Origin of the sequence: Alloyangia pacifica, assembly GCF_020524285.1 — a bacterium.
In the GTDB taxonomy this organism is placed as follows: domain Bacteria; phylum Pseudomonadota; class Alphaproteobacteria; order Rhodobacterales; family Rhodobacteraceae; genus Salipiger; species Salipiger pacificus_B.
In genome coordinates, this window is sequence record NZ_JAIVKX010000004.1 from 208,766 (window position 1) to 226,205 (window position 17,440).

Sequence of the window (17,440 nt, forward strand, 5' to 3'; positions counted from 1 at the left end):
ATGAAGGATCACGATCACGCCCGCTCCGGCCTCGCGGCCTTCCTGCAGGAGCCGCTCGCCAGGGTGCTCTGGTCGCGCCGCACGCGCCGGGTGCCGCGCGGCTACAGCGTGCCGGCTGGCTCAGCCTCCTACAGCTCAAAGAACGAGCCCCTGCCGCTCAGCAAGCTCGAGGAGGCAATCCTCATCGCCGCCACCGGGGCCACCGGGCTCACCATGCCCGACCGCCCGTGGCAGGACGATCAGACCGGCGATCCCATCATGTCGAAGCCGAACCTCGTGATGGAGGGGCGCACCGCCGGCAGCCCCGACAATGCGCAGGGCACCTATTTCTTCATGATCAACGACGAGGGCACCTATTTCATCCGCCACCTGCCGCCGCCGGACCCCGGCACCGACCCGTGGTCGGAAGAGCTGCTGCTGGCCCGCGCCGAGGCTGCCAAGGTCCGCATCCTCGACCGCCGCATCGACGTGCCCTCCGGGATGCGCGACTTTCCGGCCTATCTCGATTCCAACCGCTTCCTGTCGAACCGCCCCGGCACGACCGTCTTCTTCCCGGTCGTGGACCTGTCGCACCAGTACATCAACGGGCTGATGTACCTGCTCACCCAGCCGGAAAAGGCCCGCCCCGCGCTGATCGACGACCGCAACTTCTACCGGCCCGCCGGCACGAAAAAATGGATCAAGAACGGCTTTCTCAACAAGGACATCAAGCTGCCGCTCGGCGTGGTCTACCAGATGCGCACCGAGATCGAGGCGAGCCTGCTGGTGCAGAACCTCTTCCTGGTCACCGAGGCGCTGGGGCTCGGCGCGTGGATCCACGGCGCGATCTCTCCGCCGGTGCTGATGGGCGATCCCAAGTTCCGCGGCACCTTCGGCACCATGCTCGGCTTCGACTACGTCTCGCCGAAATGGCGGTTCATGGACCTGCTGCGCTGGCACACGCTGCCGGTCAGCGCGATGAAACACGTGCGCAGCCATGCCATCGGGCTGCGCCACCACGGCGAGGCGCTGATCAAGTGCAAGTGCCCGCCCAATTACGCCTCGATGGCCGAGGCGGTCGACGCCGTGGTTGATGGCAAGTTCGGCCCCGGCGGGCTCTACAAGGATCCCGCCGTTTTCGAGCGCATCTACAAGGGCGATTTCGGCGCGCGCTACCTGTCGGAGGCGGCGGAATATGAGGCGGATGTGATCGCCTGTTGCCGCGACATCTGCAGCTACATCCACGACACCCACGGCCGCTTCCCGGCCCATTGCGAGGCCATCCACGCCCCCGGTATCTTCTTGCAGGCCCATCACGTCGAGGAAGAGTACTACGAGCAGGTCTTCCGCAATGGCATGACGGATCGGCAGGCGGAGCACATGGCGCGCTGGCATTCCTGAGCATGCGGTAGCGGGGATTTGGGGCTGCGCGTCGGCAGTGGCGGAGCTGCGCGATGGTCGTGGCGGAGGCTCAGGGATTCGAACCCTGGGGACGCTCTCACGCCCAACGGTTTTCAAGACCGCCGCATTCGACCACTCTGCCAAACCTCCGGTTCGACCGACCTAGCCTGCTTCTCGCGATTCTAGAACAGGCTTTCCGGGAAAAACCGCCGATCACGGCTTTGATGGCTTTTCTTGATCTACGCCACCCGTTACGATCCGCGAAAAAGCCGGGACGTTTCGCTCCACTTTCCAGCGCCGGTGGCGCAGCCCTCCGACCGCCAAGGCCCATGCGCCGCGGCCGGTCAGGCACGGCAAGCCCCGCCCCAGTGCGACACGGCAGAGGAGCGCGCCCCGCAGATCAAGGACCGGGCGCAAGCCGTCCGGAAGAAGGGACATCCGGCAAGGCGCGACAGACGCCACCGGTCAGGCGGGAATGCAGGGGGCATTATGGCCAGAGCAAGGAAAACGCGGCCCATGAACGCGAATGGGGCCGTACGTGGGGCAATGGTGGCGATGCTGGCAACGCTCGCCGTCGGCGCCTGCAGCGAGTCGCAGATGCCGGGCTTTCTGAAGAGCAGCGGCGATGCCGGGACTTCCGGCGCAGAGGTCTCGCGCGGGACGGCCACGGTCGAGCGCGACATCGAGGCCCCCGAGGTCTTCCAGACCACAGAAGCCGGTCTCTGGGACGGACGCCCGTCTCTGGGCGGTGTCTGGGTCGCGCATCCTGACGTCAGCGAGCCCGAACGGGTGATCATCCGCAACGAGAAGAACGGCCAGTTCGTCATCGGCGCGCTGTTCCGCCGCGAGCGCATGAGCCCCGGCCCGCGCCTGCAGGTCTCCTCCGATGCCGCCGCCGCCATCGGCATGCTGGCCGGCGAGCCGTCGAACCTCAACGTGGTCGCGCTGCGCCGCGAGGAAGGCCCCGCCGAACCCGAGGCGGGCACCGGCCCCGCCGGGGTCGAGGCCGAGACGCTGTCGAACGTGCCCGAGGTCGAGGAAAGCGCGCTCGATCCGGTGACCGCCTCCGCCGCGGCGGCGATCGAGGCCGCGCCGGCCACCCCGGCCGCGCCTGCGGCCTCTGCCGAAACCTCCGCCGAAGCGGCGACCCCGGCACCCGCACCCGCGCCGCGTCCGACGCAGGCGACGAGCCTGTCGCGCCCCTACGTGCAGATCGGCATCTTCAGCGTCGAGCAGAACGCCGAGAACACCGCCACCGCGATGCGCCAGGCCGGCATGGTGCCGACCGTCAAGAAGCAGAGCAGCTCGGGCAAGACCTTCTGGCGGGTGCTTGTCGGCCCCGCTTCCGACAAGGCCGAGCTCGACGCGCTGCTGAGCAAGATCAAGGGCACCGGCTTCTCCGATGCCTACGCCGTCAAGAACTGACCGGATCCACAGAGAGGAGCCGCCCATGCGCCGCCTGAAGAGCCCCCTTTCGAGCCTCACCCTGCGCCGCCTGCTGGCCGGCGCGGCCACCGCCGCGATGCTCGCCGGCGGGGCACAGGCCTTCGACACCAGCGCCCGCACCGCCTTCGTGCTGGACTACACCACCGGCACCGTGCTGATGGCCAAGGACGCCGACAAGGCCGTGCCGCCCGCCTCCATGTCGAAGCTGATGACGCTCTACATGGCCTTCGAGGCGATCCGTGACGGCCGCCTCAAGCTCGACGAGACCCTGCCCGTCTCCGAACACGCCATGTCCTACGGCGGTTCGACCATGTTCCTCGACACCACCGACCGGGTGAAGGTCGAGGATCTGCTGCGCGGCATCATCGTGCTATCCGGCAACGACGCCTGCGCGGTGATCGCCGAGGCGCTCTCGCCCAACGGCACCGAGGCCGGCTTCGCCGACCTGATGACCCGCCGCGCGCAGCAGCTCGGCATGACCAGCTCGAGCTTCGCCAATGCCTCCGGCTGGCCGGCGCAGGGCCACGTGATGTCGATGCGCGACCTGACGCTGCTGGCCCGGCACATCATCGAGGACTTCCCCGAGTTCTACCCGATCTTCTCGGAGCGCCGCTTCGAGTTCGACGGCCGCGCGCCGCAGAACGTCAACAACCGCAACCCGCTGCTGCGCCTCGACATCGGCGCCGACGGGCTGAAGACCGGGCACACATCCGAGGCAGGCTACGGCCTCGTCGGCTCCGCCAAGCAGGGCGACCGCCGGGTGATCTTCGCCATCGCCGGGCTCGACAGCGAACGCGCCCGCGCCGAGGAGAGCGAAGCCATCGTCAACTGGGCCTTCCGCCAGTTCGCCGAGCGCAAGCTGGTCGAGAAGGGCAAGGAAGTCGCCCGCGCCGAGGTCTTCCTCGGCAACAAGGAGACCGTCGGTCTCGTGGCCCGCGACGACATCGAGATGCTGATCCCGGTGACCCCGGGCACCGAGCTTGGCGCCGAGGTGGTCTACACCGGCCCGCTGCAGGCGCCGATCACCGCCGGGCAGCAGCTCGCCGAACTGATCATCACGCCCGAGGGCCTGCCCGAGCACCGCGTGCCGCTGTTTGCCGCCGAGGACGTGCCCTCGGGCGGCTTCGTCAAGCGCATGATGGTGGTCAGCACCAACCTGATCGGACGCCTGCAGACCCCCGCTGCGACCTCCGCGGAGGCCATGTGACGCAAGCGGCAGGCCAGGCGGGGGCGAAAGGCCTCTTCGTCAGCTTCGAAGGCATCGACGGCTCCGGCAAATCCACGCAGGCGCGGCGGCTGCACGCCGACCTGCGCGCCGAAGGGCGGCAGGCGGTGCTCACCCGCGAGCCCGGCGGCTCGCCGGGGGCCGAGGAGATCCGCGCGCTGGTGCTGCAGGGCGACCCCGACCGCTGGTCTGCCGAGACGGAACTGCTTCTGTTCACAGCTGCCCGCCGCGACCATCTCGAGCGGCTGATCTGCCCCGCCCTCGCGGAGGGCAAGATGGTGATCTGCGACCGCTTCGCCGACAGCAGCCGCATGTACCAGGGGCTGTCGCGCGGCGATCTGCGCGACAAGGTCGACGCGCTGCACGCGTTGATGATCGGCACCGAGCCCGACCTGACGTTCCTCATCGACATGGACCCGGCGGCCGGCCTCGCCCGCGCCAAGGCCCGCGCCACCGAAGAGGAACGCTTCGAGGATTTCGGCGTCGCGCTGCAGGAGCGGATGCGCGCGGGCTATCTCGCGCTGGCCGAGGAATTCCCCGAGCGCTTCATCGTGATCGACGGCAACCGCCCGCAGGACGAGGTGGCCGCCGACATCCGTGCCCAACTGGACGCCCGGCTCGACGCGCGGAGCCCGGCATGAGTGCCGAGGAGGACATCCCCGAGGCCGACCGGATCGAAGGCGCCCCGCACCCGCGCGAGACCTTCACCATCTATGGTCAGGACCGCGCGCAGGAGGATCTCCTCTCGGCCTTCAATTCGGGGCGCCTGCACCACGGCTGGCTGATCACCGGGCCGCGCGGGCTCGGCAAGGCGACGCTTGCCTGGACCATCGCGCGCTTCCTGCTCGCCACCCCCGAGGACGACGGCGGGCTCTTCGGCGCGCCGCCCCCGCCCACCGACCTGCGCATCGACCCCGAACATCCGGTGGCGCATCGCGTGCACGCGCTCTCGGAGCCGCGATTGCACCTGCTGCGCCGGGGCTGGGATGCCAAGACCAAGAAGCTGCGCTCCGTCATCACCGTGGAAGAGGTGCGCGCGCTGAAACGCTTCTTCTCGCTGTCCTCGGCCGATGGCGGACGGCGCGTCGTGATCATCGACAGCGCCGACGAGATGAACCCCAACGCCGCCAACGCCATCCTCAAGCTGCTCGAGGAGCCGCCCGCGAACACCGTGCTGCTGATGGTCAGCCACCAGCCCTCGCGCCTGCTGCCGACGATCCGCTCGCGCTGCCGCGAGCTGCGGCTCTCACCGCTGGAGCCCGAGGCCATGGCCCGCGCGCTCGACCAGGCCGGGGCGCAGGTGGCGCCGCAGGAGGCCGCGGCGCTGGCCGAGCTTTCCGCCGGCTCGGTGGGCGAGGCGCTGCGGCTGCTGAACCTCGACGGGCTGAAGCTCTATGCCGATCTGGTGTCGCTGGCCGGCACCCTGCCCCGGCTCGACCGGCCGCGCGCCATCGCACTTGGCGAAAGCACCGCCGGCAAGGGCCGCGAAGCGCGGCTCGACCTGATGCTGACGCTGACCGACCGGCTCATGGCGCGGCTTGCCCGCGCCGGGGTCACCGGCATGGCGCCCCGCGCCGAGGCGGCGCCGCAGGAGGCCGAGGTGCTGCAACGCCTCGCCCCCCATCCCGCCGCCGGGCGGGCCTGGGCGCAGCTGGCGCAGGATGCCGGGGAGCGCGCCCGCCACGCACGGGCGGTGAACGTCGACCCGGCGGCGCTGGTGCTCGATCTGCTGCTGCAGATGCGCAAGGCGGGCTGACGCCTGCGGCGTGAGGGGCTTCGCCCCAACGTGGCACGCTCACATATGTCCCGAGAGTGGGGGCGCTGCCCCCGCCCGCTGACGCGGACTCCCTCGGCGTATTTGGAAAGAGAAGAAGGGCGCGGCGCGCCCTCCCCTCATCTTCGTCACTAAGAATGGAAGCGCGGCTCAGACCGCACCCTGGGCGATCAGTTCCTGCGCCAGCTTGGCGTAGGCCTGCGCCATCACGCCCTCTCCCAGCGCCACCGGCGCGCCGCTGTCGCCGGCGAGGCGGGTCTCGAGGTCGATCGGCAGCTGCGCCAGCACCGGCAGGTTCAGCCGCGCCGCCTCGGCCGCGACGCCGCCCTGGCCGAAGATATGGCTCTCGCGCCCGCAGTCCGGGCAGACGAAGACCGACATGTTCTCGATCATCCCCAGCACCGGCACGTTCAGCGTGGCGAAGGCGTCGAGCGCCTTCTTCGCGTCGATCAGCGCCACGTCCTGCGGCGTGGAGACCACGATGGCGCCATCCACCTCGGATTTCTGGCCGAGCGAGAGCTGCACGTCCCCGGTGCCCGGCGGCAGGTCGATCAGCAGCACGTCGAGCTCGCCCCATTCCACCTGCATCAGCATCTGCTGCAGCGCGCCCATCAGCATCGGCCCGCGCCAGACCACCGCCTTGTCCTCGGGCAGCATGACGCCGATCGACATGAGCGTGACGCCATGCGCCTCGAGCGGGATGATGGTCTTGCCGTCGGGGCTGGCCGGCCGTTTCGAGACACCGAACATACGCGGCTGCGACGGGCCGTGGATGTCGGCATCGAGCAGGCCGACCTTCTTGCCCGCGCGCGCGAGCGCGACCGCGAGGTTCGACGAGACCGTCGACTTGCCGACCCCGCCCTTGCCCGAGCCGATGGCAATGAGCTTCTTCACCCCCGGCGGGATCATCCGCCCCTGCTGCGGCTTGGCGTGGCCGCCGAGCTTCAGCGAGGGCGCCTTCGGCGACTGGGTCGGGGCCGAGAGCACGACCGCGGCACTCTCCACCCCCGGCAGTTCGGCCACCTTCGCCTCGACCACCGCGCGGAAGCCATCCATCTGGCGGGCGATCTCGGGGCTCGGCGCCTCGATCACGAAGCTCACCTTGCCGCCGTCGACACGCATCGCTCGAATCATATCGCGCGAGATCAGGGTGCCTCCACCGGGCAGATCGAAGCTCTCGAGCAGCTTCGTGATAGCGTCGGACAATTGGGTCATGGTTACTTCCTTTCCCTGGACGCATGGTGCCCTTGCGTCATCTTGCGCCCCGCGCAAACCGCAGACACGGTGCGCCTAAATCTTGTGCATAAGCCCCCGAGAACGCGCAATCCAAAGGGGTTTTCCCCATGCATTTTCCGCATAGCGGCATTGAACCCTCCCGGGATTGTGCACCCGCAGCAACTGGCCCATCTATGGGTCAACGAAAGACAGACGCAACCATCCAGCCAGACGGGCACAGACGCACATGGCATACGCAACCGACACCACCCGCATCGCAGGCCGCTCCGAAGGATTCGTCGAGCGCTTCCGCACTGCCCTCGCACGCCGCCGCCTGTACAAGCAGACCTTCGGCGAGCTCGCATCGCTGAGCAACCGCGAACTGAGCGACCTCGGGCTGCACCGCTCGATGATCCGCCGGATCGCCTACCAGGCCGCCTACGAGGCATAAGATTTCGAACACGTCCCGGCTCTCTCCTCCTCCCTGAGCCGGTTCGTTAAGGCGGTGACCTCTCTCCTCCTCCCTGAGGTCACCGCCACAAAGACACGGGCCGCAAGGTCCAGACATCGACAGCCCCTCTCCTCCTCCCTGGGGCATCGATACAGCGGCGATCTCTCTCCTCCTCCCTGAGATCGCCGCACCAAATACCGGGGCCTCCTCCAAGAGGTCGCCCCCAGAGCTTCGGAGCCCCTCTCCTCCTCCCTGGGGCAACGATGCAGCGGCGGTCTCTCTCCTCCTCCCTGAGACCGCCGCACCAGATACCGGGGCTTCCTCCAGGAGGTCGCCCCAAAGTTTCGGAGCCCCTCTCCTCCTCCCTGGGGCAACGATGCAGCGGCGGTCTCTCTCCTCCTCCCTGAGACCGCCGCGCCAGATACCGGGGCACAGAATTCAGGTGCCTCCAGAAGCTTCGGAGCCCCTCTCCTCCTCCCTGGGGCGTCGATGCAGCGGCGATCTCTCTCCTCCTCCCTGAGATCGCCGCACCCTACATAGGGCCTCCCTCGGGCCCGACCGGATCGGAAGCCCTTCTTCTCCTCCTCCTCGGGCTTTCGTGACACGGAACGGCGGTGCCTCTCCTCCTCCCTGGCACCGCCGTTTTTCTTTTCCAGCCATCAGCCTCGCTGCGTCCCCTCGCAAAGCCCGCCCCGTGAAGCCTCCCCTGCGCAAGCGGCGCTTTCCCTTTGCCGAGCCTTTCGGTAGGAGGGTCCGGACAACAGCACAAAGCAGGCATGGGAACGCAGCCATGGCGATGGAAAAGACCTTCAACGCGGCCGAGGCCGAGGCGCGCATCTACAAGGCGTGGGAAGACAGCGGAGCCTTCAAGGCCGGGGCCAATGCCTCGCGCGACGAGAGCTTCTGCATCATGATCCCGCCGCCGAACGTGACCGGCTCGCTGCACATGGGCCACGCGTTCAACAATACGCTGCAAGACATCCTCGTGCGCTGGCACCGGATGCGCGGCTTCGACACGCTCTGGCAGCCGGGGCAGGACCACGCGGGCATCGCCACGCAGATGGTCGTCGAGCGCGAACTGGCCAAGGACAAGAACAATGCCACCCGTCGCGAGATGGGCCGCGAGGCCTTCCTCGAGAAGGTCTGGGAATGGAAGCAGCAGTCCGGCGGCACGATCATCAACCAGCTCAAGCGCCTCGGCGCCTCCTGCGACTGGTCGCGCAACGCCTTCACCATGTCGGGGGCCGAGGGTGCCCCCGCGGGCGAGGAGGGCAACTTCCACGACGCGGTGATCAAGGTCTTCGTCGACATGTACGAGAAGGGCCTGATCTACCGCGGCAAGCGGCTGGTGAACTGGGACCCGCATTTCGAGACCGCGATCTCTGACCTCGAGGTCGAGAACATCGAGGTGCCGGGCCACATGTGGCACTTCAAGTACCCGCTCGCCGGCGGCGAGACCTACACCTACGTCGAGAAGGACGAGGACGGCAACGTGCTCTTCTCCGAGGAGCGGGACTACATCTCCATCGCCACCACCCGCCCCGAGACCATGCTCGGTGACGGCGCGGTCGCGGTGCACCCCTCGGATGAGCGCTACGCGCCGATCGTCGGCAAGCTCTGCGAGATCCCCGTGGGCCCGAAGGAGCACCGCCGCCTGATCCCGATCATCACCGATGAATACCCCGATCCGACCTTCGGCTCGGGCGCGGTGAAGATCACCGGCGCGCACGACTTCAACGACTACGGCGTGGCCAAGCGCGGCGGCATCCCCTGCTACCGCCTGATGGACACCCGCGCCACCATGCGCGAGGATGGTCATCCCTACGCCGAAGCCGCCGAGATCGCCCAGCAGGTTGCCCGCGGCGAGCTGACGCTCGACGAGCACGAGGCCGACAAGCTCAACCTCGTGCCCGACCACCTGCGCGGCCTCGACCGTTTCGCGGCGCGTGAAGCGGTGATCGCCGAGATCACCGCCGAGGGTCTCGCGGTGATGACCGAGGCCACCGACCCGCGCCTCGGCAAGGCGGCGGCCAAGGCGCCGCCCGCCCCCGAGGAAGGCGGCGAGGCGCTGGACGAACCGGAACAATGGGTGCCGCTGGTCGAGGCCAAGCCCATCATGCAGCCCTTCGGCGACCGCTCGAAGGTGGTGATCGAGCCGATGCTCACCGACCAGTGGTTCGTCGACACCGCGCAGATCGTCGGCCCGGCGCTCGACGCCGTGCGCGAGGGCCGCGTGCGGATCATGCCCGAGAGCGGCGAGAAGACCTATTACCACTGGCTCGAGAACATCGAGCCCTGGTGCATCTCGCGCCAGCTGTGGTGGGGCCACCAGATCCCGGTCTGGCACACCCCGGGCATGGGCGACGAGTGGCGCTCGTTCTGCGCCGCCTCGGAAGGCGAGGCCATCGAGCAGATGAAGGCGGTCTTCGGCGAGGACGCCGAGTTCCTGATCGTCGAGGATGCCGCCGCCGCCGAGGACCATCTCGCCGCGCTGCTGCAGCAGGGCACCGATTTCACCGGTGTCGACCAGCGCCGCCGCCCGCAGGCGATCCCGGTCTTCCGCGACCCCGACGTGCTCGACACCTGGTTCTCGTCGGGCCTCTGGCCGATCGGCACGCTGGGCTGGCCCGAGCAGACGCCGGAGCTGAAGAAGTACTTCCCGACCGACGTGCTGGTCACCGGGCAGGACATCCTGTTCTTCTGGGTCGCCCGGATGATGATGATGCAGCTCGCCGTGGTGGACGAGATCCCCTTCAAGGACGTCTACCTGCATGGCCTTGTGCGCGACGCCAAGGGCAAGAAGATGTCGAAGTCGCTCGGCAACGTCGTAGACCCGCTGGAGATCATCGACGAGTACGGTGCCGATGCGCTGCGCTTCACCAATGCCGCCATGGCCTCGCTCGGCGGCGTGCTGAAGCTCGACATGCAGCGTATCGCCGGCTACCGCAACTTCGGCACCAAGCTGTGGAACGCCGCCTCCTACGCGCAGATGAACGGCGTGTTCGAGCTGTCCCATGCGGATGCCGTGCCCGAGACCACCCTGCCCCTCAACCGCTGGATCAAGGGCGAGGTCGCCAAGACCCGCGAGACGGTGGACGCAGCGCTGGCTGACTACCGTTTCAACGACGCGGCGCAGGCGCTCTATGCCTTCGTCTGGGGCACCTTCTGCGACTGGTACCTCGAGTTCACCAAGCCGGTGTTCCACGGCGAGGACGAGGCCGCCAAGGCCGAGACCCGCGCCACTTACGCCTGGGCCTTCGACCAGTGCCTGATCCTGCTGCACCCGATCATGCCCTTCGTCACCGAAGAGCTCTGGGCGCAGCGCGAACGTCCCAAGATGCTGATCCACGCCGACTGGCCGGAGTACAGCGCCGCCGAGATGGTCGATCCGCAGGCCGACGCCGAGCTGAACTGGGTGATCCGGATGATCGAGGCGATCCGCTCGGCCCGTGCGCAGATGCACGTGCCCGCCGGCGCCTACGTGCCCTGCGTGGTCAAGGGCATGACGCCCGACGCGAAGGCCGCCTACGAGACCAACGAAGCCTTCGTGAAACGCTACGCGCGGATCGAGGGCCTGACCGAGGTCGAGGAAATGCCCAAGGGCACCGCGGCGCTGGCGCTGAGCGGTGGCACCTTTGGCCTGCCGCTGGCGGGGATCATCGACGTCGCCGAGGAAAAGGCCCGGCTCGAGAAGGCCCTGCAGAAGCTCGCCAAGGAACTCGGCGGGTTGCGCGGCCGTCTGAAGAACCCGAAGTTCGCCGAGAGCGCGCCGGAAGAGGTGGTCCAGGAGACCCGCGACAACCTCGCCGCACGCGAAGAGGAAGAGGCGAAGCTCAAGGAAGCGCTGGCACGGCTCGCAGAGCTGGGCTGACGCCCCGAGACGCCTGAACACGAAGGCCCGCCCGGAGACGCTCCGGGCGGGCCTTTTTCATTGCGGGCGCCTCTCCCCGGCGCGGCGCGGGTGGCAGACGGTGGGCCATGCGTATTTGGAAAGAGAAGAAGCGCACAAGGGAAGAGCGGGAAGGCGCGCCGCGCCAGCCCCTTCTTCTCTTCTCAAATACGCAAAATGCCGAGGGGACCGCCCGCGCCTCAGCCGACCAGGAGCGCCCGCGCCGCCGCCCGCGCCTCGGGGGTGACCGTGTCGCCCGCCAGCATGCGCGCGATCTCGTCCTCGCGCTCGTCCTCGCCGAGCGGCGTGACCGACGACAGGGTGATATCGTTCTCCACCCGTTTCGCCACGCGCCAGTGATGCGCACCGAGCGCCGCCACCTGCGGCGAATGGGTAACGACCAGCACCTGCCCGCCCTCGGCCAGCGCCGCGAGGCGGCGGCCCACGGCGGCGGCGGTCGCGCCGCCAACGCCCCGGTCGATCTCGTCGAAGATCATCGTCACCTCACCGCCCTGTTCTTCCGACAGGCAGACCTTGAGCGCCAGAAGGAACCGAGACAGCTCGCCGCCCGAGGCGATCTTGTTGAGCGGCCCGGACGGCGCGCCGGGGTTGGTGGCGACGGTGAAGGCCACGGCGTCGCGCCCCTCGGGGCCTTCGGGCGCCCCGGTGATCTCGGTGCGGAAGACGGCGCGTTCCATCTTCAACGGCGCCAGTTCGGCGGCGACGGCGGTGTCGAGCCGCGCGGCGGCCTCGCTACGCGCAGCGGTCAGCGCGGTCGCGGCGGCGTCATAAGCTTTCTCGGTGCGGCGCACCTCGGCGTTCAGCGCCTCCAGTTCTTCGGCGGAATGGTCCAGCGCCGAAAGCCGGGCCGAGAGCGTCTCGCGCAGCGGCGCCAGCTCATCGGGCAGCACGTTGTGCTTGCGGGCAAGGCCGCGGATGGCAAAGAGCCGCTCCTCGGTGTCTTCCAGTGCACGGGGATCGAAGTCGAGGGCGTCCAGCGTGTCCTCGACCTCGCGCGCGGCCTCGTCGAGCTCGGCCATGGCGCGGGTCAGCGCAGAGATCGCCGCGTCCAGACGCCCTTCGGCGCCGTCCGAGGCGCCCTCGAGCCAGCGCAGCGCATCGGCCATGGCGCCCTCTGCCCCGTCGTTGCCCAGCGTGTGACCGGCGCGGGCGATGTCGGCGCGAATGCGCTCGGCGGCCTGCATCATGCGGCGCTTCTGGTCGAGCTCGGCCTCTTCCCCGGCCTCGGGAGCGAGCTTGTCCAGCTCGGCCACGGCGTGGCGCAGGAAGTCCTCCTCGGCGCGCACGGCCTCGAGCGCCGTCTCGGCCTCCGACAGGCGCTTGCGGGCGCTACGCTGGTCGGCCCAGGCCGCGCGGGCGGTCGCGAGTTCCGCGGTCAGCGCCGCGTAGGCGTCGAGGATGTCGCGGTGGCCCGAGGGGTTCAGCAGACCTCGGTCGTCGTGCTGCCCGTGCAGTTCCACGAGTGTCTCCGACAGGCGGCGCAGCACCTCGCCGCTGGCGCGGCGGTCGTTGATCCAAGCGGTCTTGCGGCCGTCGGCCGTGTTCACCCGGCGCAGGATCAGCTCATCCGACACCGGCAGCCCAACGTCCTCCAGAACCGCGCGCGCGGCATGGCCCGGCGACAATTCGAAAACGGCGGTGACCTCGCCCTGCGCGGCGCCGGCGCGCACCAGTTCGGCGCGGCCGCGCCAGCCGAGTACGAATCCGAGGCTGTCGAGCAGGATCGACTTGCCCGCGCCGGTCTCGCCGGTGAGCACGTTGAGGCCCGGCTGGAAGTTCAGGTCCAGCCGGTCGATAATCAGCAGATCTCGGATTTCAAGCGCTCGGAGCATCCATTCAGGCGGGCGAGCCGCTCTCCCTCAGATCCACTGGCCCTTGATCATCTGGCGGTACACCTGGGCCAGCCAGCTGTCGCCCGCGGCTTCCAGTTCCAGCCCGCGGCCGGTGAGCAGCTTGTAGCTGTCCTCGTACCATTGCGTGCCGCGGTAGTTGTACCCCAGGATCGCCCCGGCGCTCTGCGCCTCTTCCACCAGCCCCAGCGAGAGATAGGCCTCGACCAGCCGGTGCAGCGCCTCGGCGGTGTGCGTGGTGGTCTGGAAGTCCTCGACCACGACACGGAAGCGGCTGATCGCGGCGCCGTAATTCTCGCGCTTGAGATAGTAGCGCCCGATCTCCATTTCCTTCGCCGCGAGGTGGTCGAAGGCGAGATCGAACTTGAGGATCGAGCTGCGCGCGTATTCGCTGTCGGGGTAGCGTTCGATGACCGTGCGCAACGCCTGCAGCGCCTGGAATGTCAGCCCCTGGTCGCGGCCGACTTCCTCGATCTGGTCATAATACGACAGCGCCAGAAGATACTGCGCGTAGGCGGCATCTTCGTCGCTGGGATAGAAGTCGATGTAGCGCTGTGCCGCCGAGCGCGAATTCTCGTAATCCTTCGCCCGGTGGTAGCTGTAGGCCTGCATGATCAGCGCACGCTTGGCCCAGTCCGAATAGGGGTAGAGACGCTCCACCTCGCCGAAATAGAAGGCGGCGCGCTCGGCGTCGCTGCGCTCCATTTCGAACTCGCCGCGCTCGAAGATCTGCTCGGCCGTGTAATTCTCGATCGGAACCCCGCCTGGGCCGGTTCCGGGCAGTTCCTGCGCTCCGCAGCCTGCCAGAAGAATCGCGGAGAAAGCCGCCCCGATCACTGCATTTCGCGATCTGCCGCCTGCCATGCCCGACTTACCTCACATTCCTTGCCAAGCCCCCTCCGGGGCCTTGGCTCGGTCCTAGCACAGAAATTTCCGGGGCAAAACGCCTTAACGGCGATTTGAGCGCGGGGCCGCTGTCACGCAACCGCGGGGATCTCATCCCGTTCGACACCGGCTCCGGGCAGGCGCGCAGCCATCTGCGCATCGCACACCGTCAGGCGGAACGCATCCGGCGTGGTGAACAGCGCATGCAGCAGCTTGTTGGTGATCGCGTGGCCGGCCTTGAAGCCGGTGTAGTGGCCGATGATCGGCGCGCCGGCGGTGTAGAGGTCACCCAGGGCGTCGAGCATCTTGTGGCGCACGGCCTCGTCGGCGTGGCGCAGGCCACCCGGCGAGAGGATCTTGTCGCCATCGACGACAACCGCGTTCTCATAGGTGCCGCCGAGCGCCTTGCCGTTGGCCTGCATCGCGTCGACGTCGGCCTGGCGGCAGAAGGTGCGACTGTCGCAGAGTTCGCGCACGAAGCTGCCGTTGGCGAGGTTGATCGCCTTGTCCTGGGAGCCGATGGCGGCATCGGCGAAATCGATGTGGAACTCCATCGTGGTACCCTGCCCCGGCGAGAGACGGGCCCAGCCACCGGGGGTTTCGACCTCGATGGTCTTCAGCACTTCGATGGCGCGGACAGGGGCGCGCAGTTCGCGCACTCCGCGGGCGAGGATCGCGCGGACGAAAGGCGCGGCCGAGCCGTCGACGATCGGAACCTCGGGGCCGTCGATCTCGATCAGCGCGTTGTGGATGCCGCAGCCGGCAAGCGCGGCCATCACGTGCTCGATGGTCGAGACGGAGACGCCGGCGCGGTTCTTGATGAGGGTGCAGAGCGGCGAGATCTCGACCGCGTCAAAGCGGGCGGGAACGAGGGCGTCGCCGATTTCGATGTCCGTGCGCTTGAACCAGATGCCGTGCTCGGCGGCAGCCGGGCGAATGGTCATCCGGACAGGCGCGCCGGAATGAAGGCCCACGCCCTGGAAGCTCACTGCACTGCGGATCGTCGTTTGCACTTTGGTCACCTTTGTCTGGAGCGCCCCTCCTCATGGCGCGCGTCCTTTGTTGTCAGGGAGATACTCACAGGGGGGCCAGTTCTCAAATCAAGTATTGCAACGAAATGAAACATGCAGGTTTCCTAATGGGCGGATGCGTGCCGGGCCGCTCAAGAGAACCTCCAACTAACTGCTTTACAAAGAAAAACACCCTCTCTTCCGAGAGGGTGTTTTTGCTCAAGTGACGCAGATCGTGCACCCGCGCGAGGCCGCGCGGGCGATTTGTGTCAGTTTGCCTGGCGGCGCAGGAAGGCCGGGATCTCGATCCGGTCCTGCTCGGGTGCCTCTTCCGGGGCCGGCGCGGGAGCCGCTGCCGGGCGCTGCGCCTGCATCGGCGGCTGGCGGCGGGCCTGCGGCTGCTGCGGCGCCGCCGGAGCGGCGGGTGCCGCGGGCTGTGCCTGCTGCTCGTGACCGTGGTGGCCGGTCATGCGGTTGATCAGCGAGTTGATCCCGAAGCGCGGCTTCTCACCTTCCGGCGCGCGCTGCGGGGCGGCCGGCTGCTGCGGACGCGCCCCCGCGGCGGGCTGGCCCGGGCGGTTGTTGCGGGCGGCAGCGGCATGCAGGCGCTTCATCGTATCCGCCGAAGGCTGGCCGGGCGCGCGCGGGGCAACGAAGCTCTCGGGCGCGGCGTCGAGCGGCGCGGCCTCGGCCTGGCGCTGTGCCGGCTGCGGGCGGTAGGCGGGCGGCGGCAGGCCGTCGTCGGTCTCGGCCGCCTCTTCCTCGTAGCCCTGCTGGCCAGCGGACATGCCGCCGAAGAGCGAGGGTTCTTCCTCTTCGTACTGCGGCTGAGCGGCGGCCGGAGCCTGCTGCGGCGCGACCTGTGCGGCCACCGGCTGCGGCGCCGCGGCGGGCTGCGGTGCAGCCTCGACGGCCTGCTCTTCCGGCTGGGTCAGCGGCTGCGCCAGCGGGCGGCGCGGCACGGGGATTTCGCCGTGCGAGGCCGAGGCGTCGATGCCGGTCGCGACGACCGAAACGCGCATCCGGCCTTCCATCGTGTCGTCGAGGGTCGAGCCGACGATGATGTTGGCGTCCGCGTCGACCTCCTCGCGGATGCGGTTGGCCGCCTCGTCCAGTTCGAACAGGGTGAGATCGTGGCCACCGGTGATGTTGATGAGCACGCCCTTGGCGCCCTTGAGGCTGATTTCGTCGAGCAGCGGGTTGGCAATCGCCTTCTCCGCGGCCTGGATGGCGCGGTCTTCGCCGTCCGCCTCGCCGGTGCCCATCATCGCCTTGCCCATCTCGTCCATCACGGCGCGGACGTCGGCGAAGTCGAGGTTGATCAGGCCCGGGCGGACCATCAGGTCGGTCACGCCCTTGACGCCCTGGTAGAGCACGTCGTCGGCAAGCGAGAAGGCCTCGGTGAAGGTGGTCTTCTCGTTGGCCAGACGGAACAGGTTCTGGTTCGGGATGATGATCAGCGTGTCGACCACCTTCTGCAGGTGCTCGACGCCCTCTTCCGCCTGGCGCATGCGCTTGGCGCCTTCGAACTGGAAGGGCTTGGTCACCACGCCGACGGTCAGCACGCCGAGCTCACGCGCGGCCTGCGCGATGATCGGGGCCGCGCCGGTGCCGGTGCCGCCGCCCATGCCGGCGGTGATGAAGCACATGTGCGCGCCTGCGAGGTGATCGACGATCTGCTCGATGCTCTCCTCTGCGGCGGCCGAGCCGACCGACGGGCGGGCGCCCGCGCCGAGACCTTCGGTCACCTTCACGCCAAGCTGGACCTTGGCGGTGGAGAGGCTCTGCTGCAGAGCCTGCGCATCGGTGTTGGCAACCACGAAGTCCACGCCTTCGAGCTGCTTGGTGATCATGTTGTTGACTGCGTTGCCACCGGCTCCGCCGACGCCGAATACGGTGATCCGGGGCTTCAGCTCTTCCTGTCCGGGCATCGAGAGATTGAGTGCCATGTGATGTTCCGCCTGTCGTTATGACTTGTTTCGCGCCTGTCCTGCGCCTTGGGTTAATTATTACCGAGATACTAGGGCTCGGTCACGTAAAAAACACAGATCCACCACGAAATATGGCTTGCGGATTGACTATCCGCGCGAGATTTCGCCCGTTTCCACCAAGTCTTGCGCATTGCGCCGCCGGTAGCACAAAACGACCCGTGGCGCCCCCTGCCCCGCAGAAGCCGCACGCGAATCTCTTCATCTATGTCCGGAGATGCCTGCTCGCCTCTCCACTGCCCGCATCTTCCGTGCGGGACTGCCTATTCATACTCAAATCGCCCCGGCCCCGTCACCCCGAACTCT

Annotated in this window: 12 protein-coding genes and 1 tRNA gene; 7 read left to right on the forward strand and 6 right to left on the reverse strand. The window is 68.3% G+C overall.

From position 1 onward, the window contains the following. Nucleotides 1-1,380: a hypothetical protein gene (locus LC039_RS07340; RefSeq protein WP_226622736.1), complete on the forward strand. Its 1,380-nt coding sequence runs from the start codon at nt 1-3 to the stop codon at nt 1,378-1,380. Between the two features lie 60 nt (nt 1,381-1,440). Here LC039_RS07340 and LC039_RS07345 read toward each other — a convergent pair. Continuing rightward, nucleotides 1,441-1,530, reverse strand: a tRNA-Ser gene (locus LC039_RS07345). A gap of 366 nt (nt 1,531-1,896) precedes the next feature. On the opposite strand from LC039_RS07345, the gene LC039_RS07350 reads away from it, so the two are divergent. The 4 genes from LC039_RS07350 to LC039_RS07365 are packed head-to-tail and all read left to right on the forward strand — an operon-like array spanning nt 1,897 to nt 5,807. Beyond that, nucleotides 1,897-2,805, forward strand: a complete 909-nt coding sequence (locus LC039_RS07350) for an SPOR domain-containing protein (protein ID WP_226622738.1) — start codon at nt 1,897-1,899, stop codon at nt 2,803-2,805. A 25-nt stretch (nt 2,806-2,830) separates the two neighbouring features. Continuing rightward, nucleotides 2,831-4,033, forward strand: coding sequence for a D-alanyl-D-alanine carboxypeptidase family protein (locus tag LC039_RS07355; RefSeq protein WP_226622739.1), 1,203 nt, complete (start codon nt 2,831-2,833; stop codon nt 4,031-4,033). Beyond that, a complete protein-coding gene (tmk, locus tag LC039_RS07360) occupies nt 4,030-4,692 on the forward strand; it encodes a dTMP kinase (protein ID WP_226622741.1) in 663 nt (220 codons plus the stop codon). The genes LC039_RS07355 and tmk overlap by 4 nt, the downstream gene beginning before the upstream one ends. After that, a complete protein-coding gene (locus LC039_RS07365; protein ID WP_226622748.1) occupies nt 4,689-5,807 on the forward strand; it encodes a DNA polymerase III subunit delta' in 1,119 nt (372 codons plus the stop codon). Before tmk ends, LC039_RS07365 begins: the two co-directional genes overlap by 4 nt. Nucleotides 5,808-5,975: 168 nt before the next feature. Here the strand turns inward: LC039_RS07365 and LC039_RS07370 are convergent, their stop codons facing one another. Next, entirely contained in the window at nt 5,976-7,040 is a 1,065-nt protein-coding gene (locus tag LC039_RS07370; RefSeq protein WP_226622750.1) for an Mrp/NBP35 family ATP-binding protein, read from the reverse strand. Nucleotides 7,041-7,287: 247 nt separating this feature from the next. On the opposite strand from LC039_RS07370, the gene LC039_RS07375 reads away from it, so the two are divergent. Together LC039_RS07375 and LC039_RS07380 are read left to right on the forward strand one after the other, a co-directional pair. Continuing rightward, a complete protein-coding gene (locus tag LC039_RS07375; protein WP_226622751.1) occupies nt 7,288-7,491 on the forward strand; it encodes a DUF1127 domain-containing protein in 204 nt (67 codons plus the stop codon). A gap of 790 nt (nt 7,492-8,281) precedes the next feature. Beyond that, nucleotides 8,282-11,362, forward strand: coding sequence for a valine--tRNA ligase (locus LC039_RS07380; protein WP_226622757.1), 3,081 nt, complete (start codon nt 8,282-8,284; stop codon nt 11,360-11,362). Between the two features lie 218 nt (nt 11,363-11,580). On the opposite strand, the gene recN is transcribed toward LC039_RS07380, so the two are convergent. The 4 genes from recN to ftsZ form a co-directional block, all read right to left on the reverse strand. Continuing rightward, complete coding sequence (gene recN / locus LC039_RS07385) at nt 11,581-13,233, reverse strand: DNA repair protein RecN (protein ID WP_226622759.1); 1,653 nt, start codon at nt 13,231-13,233, stop codon at nt 11,581-11,583. Between the two features lie 27 nt (nt 13,234-13,260). Continuing rightward, entirely contained in the window at nt 13,261-14,115 is an 855-nt protein-coding gene (locus LC039_RS07390; protein WP_226622761.1) for an outer membrane protein assembly factor BamD, read from the reverse strand. Between the two features lie 113 nt (nt 14,116-14,228). Beyond that, complete coding sequence (gene lpxC, locus LC039_RS07395; protein WP_226623208.1) at nt 14,229-15,149, reverse strand: UDP-3-O-acyl-N-acetylglucosamine deacetylase; 921 nt, start codon at nt 15,147-15,149, stop codon at nt 14,229-14,231. Between the two features lie 266 nt (nt 15,150-15,415). Further along, nucleotides 15,416-17,095 (reverse strand): cell division protein FtsZ, encoded by a 1,680-nt coding sequence (gene ftsZ / locus LC039_RS07400; RefSeq protein ID WP_226622762.1) that lies wholly within the window; start codon nt 17,093-17,095, stop codon nt 15,416-15,418. Nucleotides 17,096-17,440: the final 345 nt, after the last annotated feature.

Coding starts and splice junctions, on each gene's coding strand:
- LC039_RS07340 (WP_226622736.1), top strand. CDS start 1: ATGAAGGATCACGATCACGCCCGCTCCGGCCTCGCGGCCTTCCTGCAG.
- LC039_RS07350 (WP_226622738.1), top strand. CDS start 1,897: ATGAACGCGAATGGGGCCGTACGTGGGGCAATGGTGGCGATGCTGGCA.
- LC039_RS07355 (WP_226622739.1), top strand. CDS start 2,831: ATGCGCCGCCTGAAGAGCCCCCTTTCGAGCCTCACCCTGCGCCGCCTG.
- LC039_RS07365 (WP_226622748.1), top strand. CDS start 4,689: ATGAGTGCCGAGGAGGACATCCCCGAGGCCGACCGGATCGAAGGCGCC.
- LC039_RS07370 (WP_226622750.1), bottom strand. CDS start 7,040: ATGACCCAATTGTCCGACGCTATCACGAAGCTGCTCGAGAGCTTCGAT.
- LC039_RS07375 (WP_226622751.1), top strand. CDS start 7,288: ATGGCATACGCAACCGACACCACCCGCATCGCAGGCCGCTCCGAAGGA.
- LC039_RS07380 (WP_226622757.1), top strand. CDS start 8,282: ATGGCGATGGAAAAGACCTTCAACGCGGCCGAGGCCGAGGCGCGCATC.
- recN (WP_226622759.1), bottom strand. CDS start 13,233: ATGCTCCGAGCGCTTGAAATCCGAGATCTGCTGATTATCGACCGGCTG.
- LC039_RS07390 (WP_226622761.1), bottom strand. CDS start 14,115: ATGGCAGGCGGCAGATCGCGAAATGCAGTGATCGGGGCGGCTTTCTCC.
- ftsZ (WP_226622762.1), bottom strand. CDS start 17,095: ATGGCACTCAATCTCTCGATGCCCGGACAGGAAGAGCTGAAGCCCCGG.